This is a genomic window from Candidatus Solirubrobacter pratensis (assembly GCF_000425945.1).
Taxonomy (GTDB): Bacteria; Actinomycetota; Thermoleophilia; order Solirubrobacterales; family Solirubrobacteraceae; genus Solirubrobacter; species Solirubrobacter pratensis.
The window spans coordinates 113,115-130,298 of the sequence record NZ_AUEK01000012.1; the positions used below are offsets into that span (position 1 = coordinate 113,115).

Genomic DNA, 17,184 nt, shown 5'->3' on the forward strand with positions numbered 1-17,184 from the left:
TCTTCGCGTCGTGCCGCCGTTCGGAAGGTGCACGCCCGCGAGGGCTCCACGCTCACAATCACCGTCCGGGGCCGCTCGTGCTCCGGCGCACCGCGCCTCGTCGCCACGGTCGACGGCAGGCGCGCGATGGCGATTTCCGTCAAGGGCCGTCGGTGGAGGACCGTCTCGCTCCCACACGGCGTCGCCGCCGGCGCGCACACCGTCCGGCTGCGCCTCGCCAATCCGCACCGCACCTCGCATTGCCGCCGCAGCCTGCACGTGCGCGGCGTCTCCCTCACCGCGAGCGGCGGAGCCGGCGCGCCGCAGGGCGGCGCTCCCGCCTCGCCCAGGGCGCCGGGCGGCGCAACCGGGGCGGCCGCGCCGCGCTGGATCGCCGCGCAGCGGACGACGTGGCAGTGGCAGCTGTCGGGCACGCTCGACCAGAGCGTCGCGGCGGACATGTACGACATCGACCTCTTCGACACGCCCGCCTCCACGGTCGCGGCCCTGCACGCCCAGGGACGGCGCGCCACCTGCTACGTCGATGCCGGCTCCTACGAGCCGGGACGTCCCGACTCCGGGACCTTGCCCGCGGCCGTGCTCGGCGCCGGAGTCGACGGCTGGCCAGGCGAGAAGTGGCTCGACATCCGCCGGATCGACGCCCTCGGACCGATCATGCGCTCGCGGCTCGACCTCTGCAAGAGCAAGGGCTTCGACGCCGTCGAGGCCGACAACGTCGACGGCTACTCCAACTCGTCCGGCTTCCCGCTGACGGCGGACGACCAGCTGCGCTACAACCGCTTCCTCGCCTCCGAGGCGCACGCCCGCGGGCTGTCGATCGCGCTCAAGAACGACTTCGACCAGGTCGCGCAGCTGCAGCCGGACTTCGACTTCGCGATCAGCGAGCAGTGCTTCGAGTACAACGAGTGCGGCTCGCTCAAGCCGTTCACCGCGGCGGGGAAGCCCGTCTTCGAGGTCGAGTACGGCGGCGACCCGGCGAGCTATTGCGCGCAGGCGAACGCCGCCGGCTTCATGGCGATGGCGAAGCGGATGAGCCTCGACGCGTGGCGCCAGCAGTGCTGGTGAGCTGACCGCCGGCCGGAGCCGACTCGCTAGCGTGATCGGGCAGTGACGCGGATCCGCCACGCGGCCTTCGATGCCGACGCCTTCGAGTGGGAGGGGGTGACGGCGCGCGCCTACAAGGACGATCCCGGCAGCGCGCGCGGGATGGCGTGGCAGGGCCTGACCCGCCACACGCTCGTGCGCGCGCCCGAGGCGGGCGTGAGCTTCGAGGTGCGCTACTTCGAGATCGCGCCCGGCGGCTTCTCGAGCCTGGAGAAGCACGAGCACGTCCATGTCGTCGTCGCCGCCCGCGGCAGCGGCCGCGCGCTCGTCGGCGACACGGTCGTCGAGCTCGCGGCGATGGACATCGTCGAGACGCCGCCGTGGGCGCCGCACCGCTGGATCAACACGGGCGACGAGCCGTTCGGGTTCCTCTGCACCGTCGAGGGCGAGCGCGACAAGCCCCAGCCCGTCAGCGACGCCGAGTGGGAGGCGCTGCTCAGCGACCCGCGCACGGCGCCGTTCGTGCATTAGGGCACCACGGCGTACTTCGCCGGCACCGGCGCGTGGAGCCGGCCGGCGAGCGCGTCGGGGAGCTGCTCGAGCGTGATGCGGGGGCCGGCGAGCTCGGCCCACGGGTACTCGCGGGCGGCGAGCACGTCGAGCGCCTGCGCGAGGTAGCGCGGCGTGTGGTGGTAGGTCCCGAGCAGCGTGACCTCCTCGTAGTGCACACGCGCCGTCGGGACGTTGAAGGACGTGTCGCGGGCACAGCCGCCGAACAGGTTCACGGTGCCGCCCGCCGCGGCCATGGCGACCGCGAGCTCCCACGCCTCGGGCCGGCCGACGGCCTCGATCACGAGCTCGGCGCCGCGGCCGCCCGTGAGCTGGCGCACGCGCGCGACGTCCTCGGGCCCGCGCGTGGCCGCCACTGTCGCGGCGGCTCCGAACCGCGCCGCCTGCGCGAGCCGCTCCTCGTGCGGGTCGAGCACGACCGGCGCGCCGCCCGCGCGCGCCACGAGCGCGCAGAGCATCAGCCCGAGCGAGCCGGCGCCGAGGATCGCGACCGGGTCGCCGGGCCGCACCTCGACCGCGTCGAGCGCGTGCACCGCGCACGCGAGCGGCTCCGCCAGCGGCGCCAGCGCCAGCGGCAGGCCGGGCGGCGGCGGATGCAGGTTCCGGCGCACGACGCGCTCGGGCACGAGCAGCTTCTCCGCGAAGCCGCCGAGCAGGTAGAGGAGGTCCTCGCACAGGCTCTCGCGCCCGCGCAGGCACTGATGGCACTCCCCGCAGGGCGCCGAGTTGCCGCAGAACACCGCGTCGCCAGGCGCGACGCCCTCGACGCCCGGGCCGGCCGACTCCACCACGCCGGCGAACTCGTGCCCGAGCCGGGCGGGATAGCGCGTGATCGACGGATGCCCGCGCAGGACGCTCTTGACGTCGGTCCCGCAGCTGGCGGCGGCGGCGATCGCGAGCACGACCTCACCCGGCCCGGCGACGGGGTCCGCGACCTCCTCGACGCGCAGGTCGCCGGGGCCATGCAGCAGCGCCGCCCTCACGCGTTGGTCACGATCACCTTCACGCCCTCGCGGCTGCGCGCCATGGCGAGCGCCGCGCCCGTGTCCTCCAGCCCGAAGCGGTGCGTGATCAGCTTCTCGGGCGTCACCGCGCCCGACTCGATCAGCGCCAGCGCGGCCCGCGTGTCGCGCGGGCCCGCGCTGTAGCTGGCCTGGATCTCGAGCTCCTTGAAGAAGACCTCGTCGACGACGAACGAACGCTCCTGCCCGGGCCCGGACGGCGCGAACAGCTGGATCACCGCGCCGCGGTCCGCGCACGCCAGCGCGAGCTCCCAGGCGGCCGCGGCGCCGGTCGCGAGCATGATCACGTTCGGCGTCCCGACCTGCTCCGCGCGCGGCTCGACGCCGCGTGCGCCCAGCTCCCGCGCCAGCTCACGGCGCGCCTGCAGCGGCTCGGCGAGCGTCACCGACGCGCCGCGCGCGACCGCCGCCTGCGCCGTGAGCAGCCCCATCTGCCCGCCGCCGATCACGAGCAGCCGCGTGCCGTCGCCCACCCGCGCGCGCTCCAGGCCGCGCACGCAGCAGGCGAGCGGCTCGACCAGCGTCGCCGCCTCGTCGCTGACCGAGTCCGGCAGCGGCAGGAGGTCGACGGCGACGTTGCGCGCCGGCACGAGGATCAGCTCCGAGAAGCCGCCCGGCTCGATCCGCGTCGCCTTGAAGGTGTCGCACAGCGTCTCGTGCCCGCGACGGCAGTGCTCGCACTCGCCGCACGGCACGTGGTGGTGGACGAACACGCGCTCCCCGACCGCCGCCGGCGCGCCCTCCCCCACCGCGACCACCACGCCCGCCGGCTCGTGCCCGAGCACGAGCGGGACGCGCGAGGCGAGGTACCACTCCATCAGGTCGCTGCCGCAGATGCCGCACGCGCGCATCTCGACGAGCACCTCGCCGCGACCCGGCACCGGCGCGGCGCGCTCTTCCAGCCGGACCTCGCCGCCGCCGTGGTAGACCGCGGTCCTCACGACGTGAGGGCGTTCGCGATCGCCGGGCCGAGCGGCGCCCGCAGCACGCCCACGTCGGTGATCAAGGCGGTGATCAGCTCGGCCGGGGTGACGTCGAACGCGGGGTTCCAGACGCGCGCGCCGGCCGCCGTCGCCACCTCGTCGGCGCTGCGCTGCTCGATCTCGATCTCCGCGCCGGACGCGGTCGCGAGATCGAGCGTCGAGCGCGGTCCGGCGACGTAGAACGGCACGCCGTGATGATGGGCGGCGATCGCGAGCGCGTACGTGCCGATCTTGTTGGCGATGTCGCCGTTGGCCGCCACCCGGTCGCACCCGGCGATGACGACGTCGATGTCGCCGCGCGCGAGCAGCGCGGGCGCGGCGCCGTCGGCCAGCACCGTCACCGGGATGCCGGCGTCCTGGAGCTCCCACGCCGTCAGCCGCGCGCCCTGCAGCAGCGGCCGCGTCTCGCAGGCGAAGACCTCCACGGGCTCGCCCGCCTCGGCCTTGGCGTAGACGACGCCGAGCGCCGTCCCGCGCCCCGCCGTCGCCAGGCGGCCGGTGTTGCAGACGGTCAGCACGCGCCGGGCGTGCTCGAGCTCGGCGCGCCCGTGCTCGCCGATCGCGCGGCATGCCTCGACGTCCTCCTCGAGGATGCGCAGCGCCTCGGCGCGCCGGTCGGCGGCGCCCAGCACGCGCTCGACCGCCCAGCGCAGATTCACGGCGGTCGGCCGCGCCGAGGCGATCCGCTCGATCGCCGCGGCGTCGTCGCCCGCGAGGACGACCCCCAGCGCGCCCGCGACGCCGATCGCCGGCGCGCCCCGCACTGCCAGCCGCCGGATCGCGTCGACGACCTCGTCGGGCGTCCGCAGCGTCAGGATGCGCTCCTCGCCGGGCAGCAGCGTCTGGTCGATGATCTCGATCGCGTCGCCGGTCCAGGCGACGGCGGCCCTGAAGTCCTTCATCCCCGGGAAGTCTCCTCCCGCGCGATCGCGGCCACCTCGGCGGCGGACGCGGGGCGCTCGAGCAGCAGCCGCCGCACGGTGCCGATGACGCCGCGGCCCGCGGCGGCGCGCGCGTCCTCCTCGAGCGTCTCCAGGTCCGGGACGTGCGCCAGCCCGACGACGCGCCGCGCCGCCTCGGTCGCGGCGAAGCCGGCGGCGTCGCGCCGCACCTGCTCGAGCCGCCGCTCCAGGTAGAGCTCGTTGAACACACGCGGGTCGACGACCGACGGCCAGAGCGAGCGCAGCTCGGCCTCGAAGCCGTTCCACGCCTCCTCGAACAGCGTCGCGACCCACGCGCCGTGCTCGTCGCGGCCCAGCACCGCGTCGCGCGCCAGCGTCACGACGAAGTTCGCCCACAGCAGCGCGAGGTCGAACCCCACCGGCCCGTAGAAGCAGAACTCGCCGTCGAACGCGCGCGTCGAGCCGCCCGGGTGCACCATCACGCTGCCGGTGTGCAGGTCGCCGTGGATGAGCGCCTCCGCGCGCGTCATGAACGCGTGCTTGAGCTCTCCGGCGGCCGCGATCAGCTCCGGCGCCTGCAGCGACTTGGCGGCGTCCTCGAGCTCCGGCTGGTACCAGTTGCGCTCGGCGCCGGAGAACGGCTCGGTGAGCACGAGGTCCTCGGTGATCTCGCACAGCTCAGGCGAGATCGCGGCCGCGACACGCCGCTTGAGCTCCTTCGCCTCGACGCCGAACGGCGACGTCCGGAACCCGACCCGGCCGACGTAGCGGCCCATCTTGCCCGCCGCGCCGTCGTGGCGCTCACCGTCGGTCAGCGCGCCGCGCCAGACGCGGTGGTCGGACAGGTCCTCGACGGCGAGGATGTAGCGCTCCGGATCGAACGCGTGCAGCTTGGGGATGGACTCCGGCGCCCACTTGCCGTGCTCGGCGTACGCGCGCGCCTCCGCCACCGCGCGACGCGGCGTGAACGGCCAGCTCGGCCCGACCAGCCGCACGTAGGGCAGCGCCTGCTTGAGCACCACGCCGCGCCCGGCGGCGTCGCGGCAGAGGAAGACGAGGTTGAGGTTGCCGTCGCCGATCTCCTGCACGTCGAGCGTCGCCGTGTCGACGAGCCCGGCGAGCTCGTCGCGCGCGTCGATATAGCGCCCGACGGTCTCCGGCTCGAGCAGCTCGTAGGTCTCATCGACCGCGGTCATCGCAGCCTCCGCACGCCGAAGGTCAGCAGCAGCGCGACCATGAGCACGACCCCCTTGACGAAGTCCTGCGTGTAGTACGGGAAGTTCTTGATCGTCAGGCCGTTGAGCATGATCCCGAGGAAGACCGCGCCGATCGTCGTCCCGAGGATGTTCGGCCGGTTGACCGCCAGCACGGCGTAGCCGACGAGCGCCGCGGCGACCGCGTCGAGCAGGAACGGGCTGCCGGCGCCGACGTCGCCTTCGCCGATGCGCGCGGCGAGGATGATCCCGCCGAGCGCGGCCAGCGCGCCGGACACGACGTAGGCGGCGATGCGCAGGCGGTCCACGCGCACGCCGGCCAGCCGCGCCGCCTCCGCATTGCCGCCGATCGCGTACAGCTGGCGGCCCCAGCGCGTGCGGTCCAGAACGATCCACAGCACGAGCGCGACGAGCGCGAACAGCACGATCGGGAACGGGATCTCGCCGAACAGCTTGCCGCGCCCGATGTAGAGGAACGCCGAGGTGAAGATGCCGTCGTATTCCTTGTCGCCGAGCACGACGCCGGTGGAGACCGACTGCCCGCGCGAGGGCAGCAGCTGCGCGCCCTGGAGCACGAACAGCATGCCGAGCGTGGCGAGCAGGTCGGGGACCTTCAGCCGCACGATCAGCAGGCCGTTGAGCGCCCCGATCAGGATCCCCGCGGCGAGCGCGACCGGCACGACCGCCACGGTCGGCCAGCCGAACAGGACCAGGCCGATCGCGCACAGCATCACCGTGAAGCCGGCGTTGGCGCCGATCGAGAGGTCGAAGCCGCCGACCACCATCGAGACCGTCACACCGAGCGCGATGATGCCGACGGTCGAGACCGACTGCAGGATCGAGATGATGTTGTCGACCGAGCGGAACGACGGCTCCGACAGCGCGAAGTAGATCGTCACGCCGGCGAACAGCGCCAGTAGGCCGAAGCGCAGGATCAGGCGCTCCGCGCCCGGCGCGGCGCCGACCTGGATCGGCGCGGCGGGCTGCTCGGTGGTGCTCATGCGTTCATCGCCAGGGTCAGCTCCTCGCGGTCGGCCTCGGCCGCCGCCACGTCGCGCACGACCCCGCCGTGCGCGAGCACGACGATACGGTCGGCGACCTCCAACACCTCGTCGACGTCGGCCGACGCGACGACCACGGCGCTCTGCGCCGCCAGCTCGCGCACCTCGGCGGCGATGTCGCGCCGCGCGCCGAGGTCGACGCCGCGAAACGGCTCGTCGAGCAGCAGCACGCGAGCCGGCGCGAGCAGCCAGCGGCCGACGACGACCTTCTGCTGGTTGCCGCCCGAGAGCGACTCGATCGGCGCCTCGGCGCCTGCCGTCGCGATCCCGAGCCGGCGGATCAGCCCGGCCGTGCTCTTGCGCTCGTCGCGCACGCGCGTGAAGAACCGCCGCACGAGCGCCAGCGTGGCGTTCGCGCGCACCGACCAGCCGGGGATCAGCGCCTGCGCGGCGCGATCCTCGGGCACGAGGTGCACGCCGAGCCCGATCGCGTCGGCCGGGTCGCGCGGGCGGATCTCGCGGCCGTCGAGCAGGATCCGCCCGGCGGGCAGACGGCGCAGGCCGAACAGCGCGCCGAGCAATTCGGACTTGCCCGCGCCGATCAGCCCGGTGAGGCCGAGCACCTCGCCCTCGCGCAGCTCGAGGTCGAACGGCTCGCTCCCGGGCAGCACCCGCGCGCCCTCGAAGCGCACGACCGCCGCGCCGCCCTCCCGAGCCTTGGGTCGCGCCACGCCGGCGGCGAGCTCGCCGAGCATCGCCTCGACGATCCGCCCCGCCTGCAGCGGGCGCTCGAAGACCGCCTCCAGGCGGCCGTCGCGCAGCACCGCGACACGGTCCGCGAGCGCCTCGACCTCGCCGAGCCGGTGCGACACATAGAGGATCGCGACGCCCTGCTCGCGCAGCCGCCGCACGATCTCGAAGAGGCGCTCGGACTCGGCGGTCGAGAGCGCCGACGTCGGCTCGTCGAGGATCAGCAGCCGCGGCGCGCGCGAGAGCGAGCGCGCGAGCGCGATCAGCTGGCGCTCGGACACCCCGAGCCGCGTGACGTCGTCCAGGAGCGCGCTGCGCGACAGCTCCAGGCCAAGTCCTTCGGCGACCTCGCGGGCGCGCGGCAGCAGCCGCCGCGGCGAGGCCCACGGTCCGTCCTCCCCGCTCGCGAGCCGGTCGAGCACGAGGTTCTCGGCCGTGCTGAGCCCTGGAACCGTCCACTCCGACGCGTGCTGGTGGACGGTCTCGACGCCCGCCCGCCGCGCGTCGAGCGGCGTCGCGAAGCGCACCTTCGCGCCGTCGAGGACCACGTCGCCGCGGTCCGGCGCGAGCGCGCCGGAGAGGATCTTGTTCAGCGTCGACTTGCCGGCGCCGTTGGCGCCCACGACGGCCAGGACCTCGCCCTCGGGGAGGTCGAGGCTCACGCCGCGCAGCGCCTGGGTGGAGCCGAAGGCCTTGGCGACCTCGTGCAGTGCGACCACTAGCTCTTTGGGATCCAGTCCGCGGTCGCGGTGTCCCGCGTGTCGAGCTGCGGGAGCTTGGCCCGCAGCTGCTCGAGCGTCGCGATCTTGTTCTGGCGCAGGAACTCCTGCGTGATGACCGAGGGCTTGATCAGCACGTCGCGATCGACCGGGTCGCCGTTGACCTTCAGCGCCGCCGCCCGCACCGCCACGCGGCCGACGTTGGCGGGATCGGTGGCGATCGTCGCCACCCACGGGCTGTCGGCCTTCGTCATGACGGCGATGTCGGGCGTCGAGATGTCGGCGCCGTAGACCTTCACGCCGGTCTTGTTGGCCTGGCCGAGCGCGAGCACGACGCCCTTGGCGAACTCGTCGTAGGGCGCGAGCACGGCCTTGAGGTCCGGGTGTGCGGTGATGACGGCGTTGGCCTGCTCCTGCGTGTCGTTGGCGGTCGCGTCGGAGACCTTGCCGAACTGGGCGACCTGCTGAAGCCCCGGGTTGGCCTTCTTGACCTCCTTCCAGCCGCTGTCACGGCGGTCCAGCGGCGCGAAGCCCGCGACGTAGACGTAGCCGACCTTGCCCTGGCCGCCGATGCCCTTCGCCATCTCTTCGGAGATCGCCTTGCCGGCGTCGACGTCGCTCTGCTGGATCGACACGACGTCCTTGTTGGAGGTCTCGACATCGAACGCGACGACCGGGATGCCGGCCTTCACCGCCTTGTCGATCAGCGGGTTGACCGTCGAGGCGAGCCCGTGGTCGACGATGATCGCGTCGGGCTTCTGGTCGATCGCGCGCTGCAGGTCGGTCGCCTGCTGGTCGTTGTTGTTGCGCGCGTCGGAGATCCGCAGGTCGATGTTGAGCGCCTTCGCCTGCTCGCGCGCGCCGAGCAGCCACTGCTGGAAGAAGTCGCCGGACCCGAGCTGGCGCACGAGCGCGATCTTGACGCCCTGCTCGAACTTCGGCGGGAGCTTCGCCGCCGCAGCCGTCGGCGTGCTCGAGGCCGCTTCGGAGTCCGATCCGCCGCCGGTGTTGTCGCCGCAGCCGGCCAGCACGGCCAGCGTCGCGACGAGCGGAAGCATGCGCAGGAGTGTTCTGGGCACCTGGGGACCTCGATACAGTGGGACGGGGTCGGCAAACATACATTTGCCGATCGGGATTCGGGAACTTAACACACGTGACTCCGGCAAGTCGAGGATTCAGCCCGCGCCGCGTGAGCGCCGAGCGCGCCCGCCGGCTCCCGCCCGGGCAGTACGAGACGCGCGACTTCCCCGTGCTCAGCGTCGGCCCGACGCCGCGCGGCGCGGAGCGCGACTGGTCGCTCGCCGTGACCGGCGCGGCCGAGCCGCGACGGCTGGACTGGGACGCGCTGCTGGCGCTCCCGAGCGAGACGATCGCCGCCGACATCCACTGCGTCACGCACTGGTCGAAGCTCGACACGACCTGGACCGGCGTGCCGCTCGACGCGCTGGTCGAGCCGCTGCCCGGCGCGACGCACCTGCTGGCGCACTGCGAGGGCGGCTACACGACGAACCTGGCGCTCTCGGACGCACTCGGTGGCCGCGCGTGGATCGCCTACGCCTACGAGGGCGAGCCGCTCGCGCCGGCGCACGGCGGCCCCGCCCGCCTGCTCGTCCCGCACCTCTACTTCTGGAAGAGCGCGAAGTGGGTCCGGCGGCTCGAGCTGCTGCGCGCCCACGCGCCCGGCTACTGGGAGGCCAACGGCTACCACGACCGCGGGGACCCATGGCGCGAGCAGCGCTACCAGGGCGACGCGTAGCGCCGTACCGCACCGCCACGGTCCTGGCTGTGCGCGACGAGACGCCGCGCGTGCGCACGCTCGCGCTCGACGTCCCGGGCTGGCCTGGCCACCGCGCCGGCCAGCACGCCGATGTGCGGCTCACGTCGGACGACGGCGCGGTGGCGCAGCGGCCGTACTCGATCGCGTCGGCGCCGGAGGACCCGCGGCTGGAGCTCACGGTCTCGCTGCTCGATGACGGCGAGGTGTCGCCATGGCTGGCGCGCGAGGCACGGCCGGGCGACCAGCTCGAGCTGCGCGGGCCGGTCGGCTCGGCGTTCAGCTGGCACGTCGGCGACGGCGGGCCGCTGCTGCTGGTCGGCGGCGGCGCGGGACTCGTGCCGCTGCGCGCGATGGTGCGCCACCGGATCGCGCAGGGCGCCGCGACCGAGACGCGCCTGGTGGTCTCCGCACGCACGCGCGACGACCTGCTCTACGCGGCCGAGCACGGCGACTGGATCGCGGCGGGCGTCTCGCTGGAGGTGACGCTCACGCGCGCGGCCCCGCGCCGGCGCGTCGACGCCGCCCTGCTGTCGGCCCCGTCCGCGGGCGCTCGCCCGCACGTCTTCGTGTGCGGGCCGACCGCGTTCGCCGAGGCCGCGGCCGAGCATCTGCTCGACCTCGGCCACGCGCCCGAGCGGGTGCGCGTCGAGCGCTTCGGCGGCGCCTTGAAGTCCACAAATTCGATCGGGTTTGCCAAAAGCCGCTAGGCTCGCCAAGATCAGGGTGATGACCGGGCTCGTGCTGCAGACTCAGGCCGACGCGCCCCCGGGGCTGCTCGAGCCGTGGGCGGCCGCGCACCGGCTCGAGCTCGAGGTCGTACGCGTCGACCGCGGGGGGCCGCTGCCCGACCCGCAGGACGTCGAGCTCGCCGTCGCGCTCGGCTCATCCGCGTCGGTCGCCGACGGCGGCGCCGCGTGGATCGCCGAGGAGATCGAGTGGCTGCGCGCCGCCGACAGCGCCGAGCTGCCGGTGCTCGGCATCTGCTTCGGCGCCCAGGCGCTCGCGGCCGCGCTTGGCGCGCGGGTGTACCGGCTGCCGGAGCCCGAGAGGGGCTGGATCGAGGTCGACACGCTCGACCCCGAACGCGTCCCCGCCGGCCCGTGGATCGCTTGGCACCAGGACGGGTTCGAGCTGCCGCCGCTCGCCTACGAGCTCGCCCGCAACGCGTTCGGCGTGCAGGCGTTCTGCCACCGGCGGCACCTCGCGGTGCAGTTCCATCCCGAGGCGACGCCCGCGATCGTCGCCGGCTGGGACCGGGACGGCCGCGGGCTCGGCGGTGCTGCCGCCTCGGCGGCCGCGGCAGCCGCGCGCAGGCTCTTCGACGGCTTCGCCGCCCGGGCGGGCCTTCAGCCGCTGCGCGTCTGACGCTCGCGGTCAGATCAAGGCGGCGGGCGCCGGCCTCGCCGTCCGCCCACTGACGGCCCGGCGGCGATCCCACGTCCACTTGCTGCGCAGGCGACAGTGTTGATGCGATGGATGCGCTCATCCGCACGAGCCCATCGCGACCGCTGCGGCGCGCCGATGAGCAAGTGCTGTTCCGGCGCTATCGCGAGACGCGCGACCGCGCCGCGCGCGCCGCTCTGGTCGAGCGCTTCCTCCCGCTCGCACGGCATCTCGCCCGCCGCTACCCGAGCGCCGGCGAGCGCGACGACGTCACGCAGGTCGCCTGCCTGGGTCTCGTCAAGGCCGTCGATCGCTTCGACCCCGAGCGCGGCATCGCGTTCTCGTCGTTCGCGACGCCGACGATCCTCGGGGAGATCAAGCGCTACTTCCGCGACTGCGGCTGGTCCGTCCACGTCCCCCGCGAGCTGCAGGATCGCAAGCACCGCGCCGATGCCGCCGCGGAAAGCCTCACAGCCGCGCTCGGCCGCGCGCCGACGGCGAACGAGCTCGCCGAGGACCTCGACCTCAGCGTCGAGGACGTCATGGAGGCGCTTGCGACGGCCACCGCCCACCGCCCCGTCCCGCTGGACAAGCCGAGCAGCGAGCGCGAGACCGCTGCGGTGCCGTTCGCCGCGAGCGAGGACGAGGGCTACGCGCGCGCCGACGACGCGGCGGTCGTCGACTCCCTGCTGCGCCTGCTCGGGGAGCGCGAGCGGGCGGTCGTGGTCCTTCGTTTCCGCTATGACCTGCTGCAGCGCGAGATCGCCGCCCTGCTCGGCATCTCGCAGATGCAGGTCTCGCGCATACTGACGGCCGCGATCGCCCAGCTCGCGCGCCACGTCGAAGAGTCGCCGGCTTGACGGCGGGCGTCAGCAGACCGACGCGCTCGGGCCGGACGCGCGCAGCCGGGTAGCCCCACGCGCATGATCACGCGCGATGTCGCCGCCGGCGTCCACCGCATCGAGGACGCGTTCACGAACTGGTACCTGGTCGAGGGCGACGGCGGCCTGACGATCGTGGACAGCGGCGTCCCCGCGTCCTGGCAGTCGCTGCTCGAGGCGCTGGCGCAGGTGGGACGCTCGCGCGAGGACGTGCGGGCGGTCGTGCTCACGCACGCGCACTTCGATCACGTCGGCTTCGCCGAGCGCGCCCGCACCGAGCTCGGCGTCCCCGTCTACGTCCACGAGGACGACGTGCCGCTGACGCGTCACCCCTGGCGCTACGACCACGAGCGCTCCCGCGTGCGCTACCTGGCGACGCAGCCGAAGGCGCTCCCGATCGTGGCGACGTTCCTGCGCGAGCGCGCGTTCTGGCCCGCGCCGATCGGCGCGGTCGTCCGCTACGGCGACGACGGCGTCCTCCCCGTCCCCGGCCGCCCGGCGATCGTGCGCACGCCCGGCCACACGCTCGGCCACTGCGCGCTGCACCTCCCCGAGCGCGACACCGTGCTCGCCGGCGACGCGCTGGTCACGCTCGACCCCTACACCGGCCGCACCGGCCCCCGGCTCGTCGCGCGCGCGGCGACGGTCGACACCGAGCGAAACCGCGCCAGCCTGGCCGCCGTCAAGGACACGGGCGCGAGAATCGTGCTGACCGGCCACGGCGAGCCCTGGATGCAGGGAGCCGAGGCCGCGGTCAAGCAGGCGCTGGCCGCAAGAGTCGCGTAGCCGACTGTCAGAGCGCCGACCTTCCGGCAGGCATGACCGGTGCGATCGGGAGAATCATGGCCGAATGCCGGACGATCGAACGCACCAGGTCGCCCTCACCGAGGCGGCGTTCCGGATCGCGAACGAGCGCATGTCGGACTGGAGCGAGCGCCACGCCGGCGGGGAGCGTGAGCTCTACCTGTGCGAGTGCGGGGTGCAGCCGTGTCGCAAGCGCGTCCCGCTCACGCGCGAGGAGTACGAGTCCGTGCGCTCCGACGCGCGCCACTTCTTGACCGTGCCCGGTCACGCGATCCCCGACCTCGAGACCGTGGTCCAGGTCTTCCCCGAGTACGAGGTGATCGAGAAGCCGACCGCGCTGCTGGATCTGCTCACCGAGACCGACCCGCGCGACGCGCGCTCCGGCGAGGCGACCGGCCGCGCGCAGGAGCTCGCCGACGACCTGGGCGAGGCGGCCACCGGAGGCTGATCCGCGTAGCCTGGACCGCGTGTCGGTCGACTGGGGGCTCGGGCGCTACGAGCGGACCGCCGCGCAGCTGCTGCCGGCCGCGCGCGCGGTGATCGAGCGGGCGGCGCCCGCGCCCGGTGAGCAGGTCGTGGACGTCGGCTGCGGGACGGGCAACGCGGCGCTGCTCGCCGCCGAGCGCGGCGCTCGCGTGACGGGCGTCGATCCCGCGGCGCGGCTGCTGGAGGTCGCCGCGGGCCGGGCCGCGGCGCAGGGACTCGACGCGACGTTCTCGCGCGGCGACGCGGCATCGCTGCCGGTGGCGGACGGCACGGCCGGCCTGACCGTGTCCGTGTTCGGCGCGATCTTCGCCCCCGACCCGACCGCCGCGGCGGCGGAGATGGCGCGCGTCACCGCCCCCGGCGGCCGCATCGCGCTGAGCGCATGGCTACCCGACGGCGCCGTCGCCAGGGCCGTCCGCGCCGCGCGCGAGGCGGCCGGGGCCGCCGGCGGCCCGCCGCCGTTCCCGTGGCACGAGCAGGAGGCGCTGAGCGCGCTCTTCGCCCCGCACGGCTTCGACGTCACCGTGGAGCACGCGAAGATCGGCTTCACCGCCGGCTCCGCGCGCGAGCTCGTCGAGCAGGAGCTGGCCAACCACCCGATCGCCGTCGCGACCCGCCCGGCGCTCGAGCGGCGCGGCGAGGCCGAAGCGCTCCCCGGCCGCATGGTTGCGATCTACGAGGCGGCCAACGAGGACCCGGACGCGTTCCGGGTCACCAGCCGCTACGTGATCGCGCTCGCCCGCCGGAGAGGGTGACCGTCGCGATCGGCCCGCGCCGTCGCGCGGCGCGATCGCCGACGTACCGTCGTGGAGCGCCGCGATGCGGTAGCGGGAGCTCGCCGCCGAGCCCGGCGGCACATGCCCGGCGCCGCTCGCCGACGCCTCGGCCGGATGAGGACGTGCGAGGCTTTGCCGATGCCCAAGCGCCGCGACGTCCGCCGGTTCGGCCCGGGCCCGTACATCCTCGGGCTCGAGCCCGGCGCCGCGGACTGGGGTGAAGGCTTTCCGTTCGACGTGCCGGCCGTGGCGGACGTCGCCAAGCTGCGGCTCGACGCGTCCGTGACGCTGCTCGCGGGCAACAACGGCAGCGGGAAGTCGACGCTGATCGAAGCGATCGCGGAGGCGATCGGCTTCGCCCCGGAGGGCGGCGAGCTCGAGCGCGCGGGCGAGCTGCCCGCCGTCCCGCGCGCGGTGTTCGGCGGCGCGCTCGAGCCCGTCCTCGCGCCGTGGTCGAAGCCGCGCACCGGGTACTTCCTGCGCGCCGAGAGCTTCTTCAACATCGCCGCCTTCATCGACGGCGGGAGCACGTTCGCGCCCGACCTCTCGCTGTACGGCGAGGTCCCGCTGCACCAGCAGTCGCACGGCGAGTCGTTCCTCGCCCTCGCCGCCAACCGCTTCGGCGGCGAGGGCCTCTACATCCTCGACGAGCCCGAGGCCGCCCTCTCGGTCTCCGGCGCGCTCGCGCTGCTCACCGCCGTCGTGCCCGCGGCCCGCGCCGGCGCCCAGTTCGTCATCGCGACGCACTCGCCGGTCTTGCTCGCATGCCCGGACGCCGTCATCTACGAGCTCGGCGAGGCCGGCATCGCGCGCTGCGAGTACGACGACCTCGACGCCGTCCGCTTCACGCGCGGCTTCCTCGATGCGCCCGAGCGCTACCTGCGCGCCGCGCTCGGGGAGCTCGACTGACGCGCCGAGCTAGGGCGTCGCCGTCGAGAGCGTGAACGTCAGCGTCTTGGTGTAGCTGCCGCTGCGCAGCACGTCGTTGCCGCCGATGTGCTGCTTGAAGCCGATCGGCACCTGATCGTTGGTGACCGGGCCGGTGTAGGTCAGCAGCGCGGCCGGGCTCCCGGAGACGGCCGCAAAGGCGCCGCCACGGGTTGGCCTCGAGCGCCTGCGGGAGCGAGAACGTCCCGTTGACGAGGTGGCCGGGCGCCGTGGCGCTCGCGTCGGCCACGCTCAGCACCGCATCGCCGGCGGTCGACGTCACGGTCGCCGTCAGCCCGGCCGTGTAGTCCTTGTCGACGCCGGCGATGAACGCGCCGAGCGACGCCCGCGAACCCAGCGCCGGCGCGAGCGCTTGCCCGCCGCGTCGAACAGGTTCACCGCGTCGCCGTCGGTACTGAGCCCGACGCCCGAGCCGCTGTAGCTGCCGATCTGCAAGCCCGTGGGCACGTTCTCGCCGAACCAGGCCGCCTTGAAGGCGGCGGCCGCGTTGCCCTCGGTGAAGATGACCGACTCGCCGGGGGCGATGCCGCTCACGCCCGTCAGCGCGACCGCGCTCCCGAACGCGTTGGAGCTGTCGTCCATCTTCCAGCCGGTCAGGTCGACGCCTGCGCCCCGGTGTTGGTCAGCTCGAACCAGTCGGCGGCGTACGGGCTGTTGCCGCTGCTCCATGGCGAGACCTCGGAGACGATCACCGACGCCGGCGCGGCCGCCGCGGTGACGGCGAGCGCGAACGGCGCGCTGGTCGCGTCCGGCGTGGCGCCGACGCTCGGGTCATCGACGGCGACGGACACGCCGTAGCTCGGCTTCGCGGTGCGGTTGAGCACGGTCCCGGCCTTCAGATACAGGCCGGTGCCGTCGACCTCGAAGGCGCTCGCGTCAGCCCCCGTGACCGTCAGGGCGTTCGTCCCGATGCCGTCGTCGGCGACGGCGACGTCCGCGACCTTGACGCGCGACGCGGTGCTCGCGCTCTCGGGATCGAGTGGACCTGGTTGGCCAGCGTCACCGCCGTCGGCGCCTGGTGCTGTGCCGCGGACGGCGCGTAGACCCACAGCTGCGGGTGAGCGGCGTCGCCGCCGCCTTCCTCGCTGACCGTGTAGATCCGGCCGTCGTCGCCCATCGTGACGCCCTCGTGGGTCTGGTCGGGCACCGACAGCGGGTTGCCCGGGTCCGCCGGGATCGTCAGCGAGCTCGAGACGTGCCCGGAGCGGTCGACATCGACGATGCGGCCCGACTCCTGGCTGATGATCAGCAGGTGGCTCGCATCCGGCCCGCTCACCGCCGCCGGCAGATTCGACAGGGCGAACACGTCGGAGAAGTCGGCGACGCCGGCGAGCGCCGGGTCGAACAGGTTGACCGATTCGCCGGTGGCGGGGAGCCGTTCGTCGCGGCGCCCGCGGCGAAGTCGATGCCGGTCTGGAAGACGCCCGGCGGCTGCGTCTCCTTGACGACGACGAAGCCGCCCGTCTGCGGGTCGTTCGTGAGGCCTTCGAGCCAGACGTTGCCGACCGTCGTGCCGAGCTTGACCGTCCGGGCGGCCGCGCGCGTCAGCGTCCCATTCGGGACGTACGTGAACTTGACGACCTGCCGGTCGCGCTCCTCGGTGAAGACGAACTGCCCGCCGCCGACGTACGCGATGCCCTCGGTGTCGTAGAACTCCGTGCCCTGGGGGCTGCTGCCCGAGGGCAGCGTCATCGAGTCGATCAGATGCCCGGTCTTGTCGACCTGCGTGACCGACGTGCCACCGTCGCCGACGATGAACAGCGTGCCGGTGTCCCAGTCGTAGGCCACGCCCGAGGCCTCCTGGGCGAGCAGGCTGCCGGGGGGCGCCAGGGTCCTGGTCGGCTCGGGAAGGTCGTAACGCCCGACGCGCTGGTAGGTCGAGAGATCGACGCCCGGTCGCGAAGCAGTCCATTGCTGCGCGACC

21 protein-coding genes are annotated in these 17,184 nt (G+C 74.0%); 10 read left to right on the top strand and 11 right to left on the bottom strand.

Annotated elements, in window-relative coordinates:
* The first annotated feature begins 126 nt into the window (after nt 1–126).
* Nucleotides 127–1,065: an endo alpha-1,4 polygalactosaminidase gene (locus H958_RS38635; RefSeq protein WP_081686073.1), complete on the top strand. Its 939-nt coding sequence runs from the start codon at nt 127–129 to the stop codon at nt 1,063–1,065.
* A gap of 42 nt (nt 1,066–1,107) precedes the next feature.
* Nucleotides 1,108–1,575: a cupin domain-containing protein gene (locus H958_RS0119040; protein WP_051324510.1), complete on the top strand. Its 468-nt coding sequence runs from the start codon at nt 1,108–1,110 to the stop codon at nt 1,573–1,575.
* On the opposite strand, the gene H958_RS0119045 is transcribed toward H958_RS0119040, so the two are convergent.
* The 7 genes from H958_RS0119045 to H958_RS0119075 are packed head-to-tail and all read right to left on the bottom strand — an operon-like array spanning nt 1,572 to nt 9,284.
* Nucleotides 1,572–2,597, bottom strand: coding sequence for a zinc-dependent alcohol dehydrogenase (locus tag H958_RS0119045; RefSeq protein WP_028059828.1), 1,026 nt, complete (start codon nt 2,595–2,597; stop codon nt 1,572–1,574). The genes H958_RS0119040 and H958_RS0119045 overlap by 4 nt on opposite strands.
* The gene (locus H958_RS0119050) at nt 2,594–3,577 is read right to left on the bottom strand and encodes an alcohol dehydrogenase catalytic domain-containing protein (RefSeq protein WP_028059829.1); all 984 of its coding nucleotides are present in this window, start codon (nt 3,575–3,577) and stop codon (nt 2,594–2,596) included. Before H958_RS0119050 ends, H958_RS0119045 begins: the two co-directional genes overlap by 4 nt.
* Nucleotides 3,574–4,521: an S-methyl-5-thioribose-1-phosphate isomerase gene (gene mtnA / locus H958_RS0119055; protein ID WP_028059830.1), complete on the bottom strand. Its 948-nt coding sequence runs from the start codon at nt 4,519–4,521 to the stop codon at nt 3,574–3,576. Before mtnA ends, H958_RS0119050 begins: the two co-directional genes overlap by 4 nt.
* Complete coding sequence (gene mtnK, locus H958_RS0119060; protein WP_037410746.1) at nt 4,518–5,717, bottom strand: S-methyl-5-thioribose kinase; 1,200 nt, start codon at nt 5,715–5,717, stop codon at nt 4,518–4,520. Before mtnK ends, mtnA begins: the two co-directional genes overlap by 4 nt.
* A complete protein-coding gene (locus tag H958_RS0119065; protein WP_028059832.1) occupies nt 5,714–6,736 on the bottom strand; it encodes an ABC transporter permease in 1,023 nt (340 codons plus the stop codon). The genes mtnK and H958_RS0119065 overlap by 4 nt, the downstream gene beginning before the upstream one ends.
* Entirely contained in the window at nt 6,733–8,205 is a 1,473-nt protein-coding gene (locus tag H958_RS0119070; protein WP_196807433.1) for a sugar ABC transporter ATP-binding protein, read from the bottom strand. The genes H958_RS0119065 and H958_RS0119070 overlap by 4 nt, the downstream gene beginning before the upstream one ends.
* Nucleotides 8,205–9,284 carry a sugar ABC transporter substrate-binding protein gene (locus H958_RS0119075; protein ID WP_028059834.1) on the bottom strand — a complete coding sequence of 360 codons (1,080 nt, stop codon included), beginning with the start codon at nt 9,282–9,284 and terminating at the stop codon, nt 8,205–8,207. The genes H958_RS0119070 and H958_RS0119075 overlap by 1 nt, the downstream gene beginning before the upstream one ends.
* A gap of 74 nt (nt 9,285–9,358) precedes the next feature.
* On the opposite strand from H958_RS0119075, the gene H958_RS0119080 reads away from it, so the two are divergent.
* From H958_RS0119080 to H958_RS0119115, 8 genes are all read left to right on the top strand, one after another.
* Nucleotides 9,359–9,961 carry a sulfite oxidase-like oxidoreductase gene (locus H958_RS0119080; protein ID WP_028059835.1) on the top strand — a complete coding sequence of 201 codons (603 nt, stop codon included), beginning with the start codon at nt 9,359–9,361 and terminating at the stop codon, nt 9,959–9,961.
* Between the two features lie 29 nt (nt 9,962–9,990).
* Nucleotides 9,991–10,689 (top strand): FAD-binding oxidoreductase, encoded by a 699-nt coding sequence (locus H958_RS0119085; RefSeq protein ID WP_231379302.1) that lies wholly within the window; start codon nt 9,991–9,993, stop codon nt 10,687–10,689.
* Nucleotides 10,690–10,708: 19 nt separating this feature from the next.
* The gene (locus tag H958_RS38640) at nt 10,709–11,347 is read left to right on the top strand and encodes a type 1 glutamine amidotransferase (RefSeq protein WP_051324512.1); all 639 of its coding nucleotides are present in this window, start codon (nt 10,709–10,711) and stop codon (nt 11,345–11,347) included.
* Nucleotides 11,348–11,454: 107 nt separating this feature from the next.
* On the top strand, nt 11,455–12,225 hold the full coding sequence (locus H958_RS0119095) for a sigma-70 family RNA polymerase sigma factor (protein ID WP_051324513.1): 771 nt from the start codon (nt 11,455–11,457) through the stop codon (nt 12,223–12,225).
* 63 nt (nt 12,226–12,288) lie between these two features.
* Nucleotides 12,289–13,032 carry an MBL fold metallo-hydrolase gene (locus tag H958_RS0119100; protein WP_028059838.1) on the top strand — a complete coding sequence of 248 codons (744 nt, stop codon included), beginning with the start codon at nt 12,289–12,291 and terminating at the stop codon, nt 13,030–13,032.
* A gap of 64 nt (nt 13,033–13,096) precedes the next feature.
* A complete protein-coding gene (locus tag H958_RS0119105; protein WP_028059839.1) occupies nt 13,097–13,498 on the top strand; it encodes a hypothetical protein in 402 nt (133 codons plus the stop codon).
* 19 nt (nt 13,499–13,517) lie between these two features.
* On the top strand, nt 13,518–14,291 hold the full coding sequence (locus H958_RS0119110) for a class I SAM-dependent methyltransferase (RefSeq protein WP_028059840.1): 774 nt from the start codon (nt 13,518–13,520) through the stop codon (nt 14,289–14,291).
* A 159-nt stretch (nt 14,292–14,450) separates the two neighbouring features.
* A complete protein-coding gene (locus H958_RS0119115) occupies nt 14,451–15,221 on the top strand; it encodes an AAA family ATPase (RefSeq protein ID WP_156028069.1) in 771 nt (256 codons plus the stop codon).
* Between the two features lie 309 nt (nt 15,222–15,530).
* Here H958_RS0119115 and H958_RS43645 read toward each other — a convergent pair whose 3' ends face one another.
* The 4 genes from H958_RS43645 to H958_RS48765 all read right to left on the bottom strand — a co-directional run bounded on the left by H958_RS43645 (nt 15,531) and on the right by H958_RS48765 (nt 17,090).
* On the bottom strand, nt 15,531–15,842 hold the full coding sequence (locus H958_RS43645; protein WP_028059842.1) for a hypothetical protein: 312 nt from the start codon (nt 15,840–15,842) through the stop codon (nt 15,531–15,533).
* Nucleotides 15,843–15,853: 11 nt separating this feature from the next.
* Nucleotides 15,854–16,084 (bottom strand): hypothetical protein, encoded by a 231-nt coding sequence (locus H958_RS47675; protein WP_028059843.1) that lies wholly within the window; start codon nt 16,082–16,084, stop codon nt 15,854–15,856.
* 68 nt (nt 16,085–16,152) lie between these two features.
* Nucleotides 16,153–16,536, bottom strand: coding sequence for an SdiA-regulated domain-containing protein (locus tag H958_RS48760; protein WP_196807434.1), 384 nt, complete (start codon nt 16,534–16,536; stop codon nt 16,153–16,155).
* Entirely contained in the window at nt 16,533–17,090 is a 558-nt protein-coding gene (locus H958_RS48765; RefSeq protein ID WP_081686047.1) for an SdiA-regulated domain-containing protein, read from the bottom strand. The genes H958_RS48760 and H958_RS48765 overlap by 4 nt, the downstream gene beginning before the upstream one ends.
* Between the last annotated feature and the right edge of the window lie 94 nt (nt 17,091–17,184).